General features: G+C 71.0%; 3 protein-coding genes and 1 pseudogene. 2 read left to right on the top strand and 2 right to left on the bottom strand.

What is annotated here, in order from left to right; translation table 11 throughout:
- Together VOI19_RS18975 and tpx are read left to right on the top strand one after the other, a co-directional pair.
- A pseudogene (locus VOI19_RS18975) lies at window positions 1-360 on the top strand (hypothetical protein); the annotation flags it as partial.
- Window positions 361-411: 51 nt separating this feature from the next.
- The gene (gene tpx, locus VOI19_RS18970) at window positions 412-903 is read left to right on the top strand and encodes a thiol peroxidase (RefSeq protein ID WP_323794491.1); all 492 of its coding nucleotides are present in this window, start codon (window positions 412-414) and stop codon (window positions 901-903) included.
- Window positions 904-930: 27 nt separating this feature from the next.
- On the opposite strand, the gene VOI19_RS18965 is transcribed toward tpx, so the two are convergent.
- Both VOI19_RS18965 and VOI19_RS18960 read right to left on the bottom strand, forming a co-directional pair.
- Window positions 931-1,335 (bottom strand): limonene-1,2-epoxide hydrolase family protein, encoded by a 405-nt coding sequence (locus tag VOI19_RS18965; protein ID WP_323794490.1) that lies wholly within the window; start codon window positions 1,333-1,335, stop codon window positions 931-933.
- A gap of 9 nt (window positions 1,336-1,344) precedes the next feature.
- Window positions 1,345-1,787 (bottom strand): adenylate/guanylate cyclase domain-containing protein (locus VOI19_RS18960; protein WP_323794489.1); only part of this gene is annotated, 443 nt, incomplete at its 5' end.

Genomic DNA, 1,787 nt, shown 5'->3' with positions numbered 1-1,787 from the left:
ACCCCGACTCCCGAGCCGTCGCCCGAGTCGACCCCGGCCCCGGAACCGACCCCGCTCCCGCTCCCGGGGCCGACACCTGGACCGACCCCGACCCAGACCCCCGAGCCGGAGCCGGAGCCGGAACCCGACCCGGGCGACACCGAGGCTGAGGAGGCAGCGAACGCGTGGTGCGCCGAGCAGGGTCACGTCGACGACCCGGAGGCGAGCGACGACGACTTCGACCTCTGTGTGCTGGAGCAGCTGCAAGAGGTGACCGAGCCCCCCGCGCCGACCGAGCCTGCCGAACCCTCCGAGAACGAGTCCTCCGAGCCGACCGAGGGCCCCACCGTCCACCAACCAGGGGCCAGCCCGACCGAGTAGCCGCGCCGGACGCCGAGGAGCCGATGGGGTTCTGCCTGCTAGACATGTGCCATGTCCATTACTGCTCTCGGCGGCAACCCCGTCACCACTGTCGGAGATCTCCCCGCGGTCGGCTCCGCCGCCCCGGCCTTCTCCTTGACCGGCTCCGACTTCAGCGACGTCTCGCTGGGCTCGGGCACGCGCACCGTCCTCAACATCTTCCCCAGCGTCGACACCGGGGTGTGCGCGGCGAGCGTGAAGAAGTTCAACGAGCTCGCTGCCAGCCTCGACAACACCACCGTGGTCTGTGTCTCCAACGACCTGCCGTTCGCCCAGGCCCGCTTCTGCGGTGCCGAGGGCATCGAGAACGTCACCGCAGCGTCCGGCTTCAAGTCGAGCTTCGGCGACGACTACGGCGTGCGGCTCCTCGACGGCAAGTTCGAGGCCCTGCTGGCCCGCTCGGTCGTCGTGATCGACGCCGACGGCACCGTGCTCCACACCGAGCTCGTCCCCGAGATCGCTCAGGAGCCCGACTACGACGCCGCGGTCGCTGCTCTCAGCTGATCCCGCTCGCCCGAACAACCGGGCTGGTCAGCGAGGCAGGACCGACCTGACCAGTCCGAGGACCCCAGCACCGACGAAGTTCGTCAGGCTGAAGTGGTCGTCCCACAGCACGATGCGCCCGTCGCGCACCTCGAAGGTCCCGCACACCCAAAACTGCGTGCGGAAGCGGCGGTAGGTCAGCACGTCGGTGCGGTCGGTCAGCACCACGTCGCCGTCGGCGGCGAGGTGGTGCAGCTCGGCCTCGAACCCGATGCCGCGCTCGATCATGTCGCGCAGCGCTTGATGGGCACGGCGGCCGCGGACCGTCGGCAGTCCGGAGTTGCGCCACTCGACCTCGGGATCGAGCAGGGCCTGAGCGGCCTCGACGTCTCCTTCTTGGAGCGCCGTCAGGCACGAGCGGACGACGTGGGCGGCATCGGTGGTCTCAGCCATGCCGGGAGTCTAGGAGGGGTCGAGGAGCACCGAGACCGTCGTCTCGCTCGTGCGACCTCGCAGGGTGATCGTGCCGTGGTCGGCCCAGTGGCTGGCTTCGTCGCCGGCGGCCTGGACGACGCTGGCCCGGGCGACCAGCACGCGTCCCGGAGCCTCCTTGGCGAGGTCGGTGAGGCGCGAGGCGCTGTTCACGGCGTCCCCGATGACGGTGTACTCGAAACGACTTGCGTGCCCCACGTTGCCGGCCACGACCTCGCCGGTCGCCACCCCGATCCCGGCGCCGACCTCCGGCACCTCCGCGGCCAACCGTCGTGCCATCGTCCGGGCGGCAGCCAGGGCTGCGCCCGCGTGGTCGGGGTGGTCGACCGGGGCCCCGAAGATCGCGAGGACGGCGTCGCCGATGAACTTGTTGACCAGGCCGCCGTGCCGGTCGACCTCGTCGACCACGACGC

Origin of the sequence: Nocardioides sp., from assembly GCF_034670285.1 — a bacterium.
Taxonomy (GTDB): domain Bacteria; phylum Actinomycetota; class Actinomycetes; order Propionibacteriales; family Nocardioidaceae; genus Nocardioides.
This window is presented reverse-complemented; position numbering and strand designations above follow the sequence as displayed.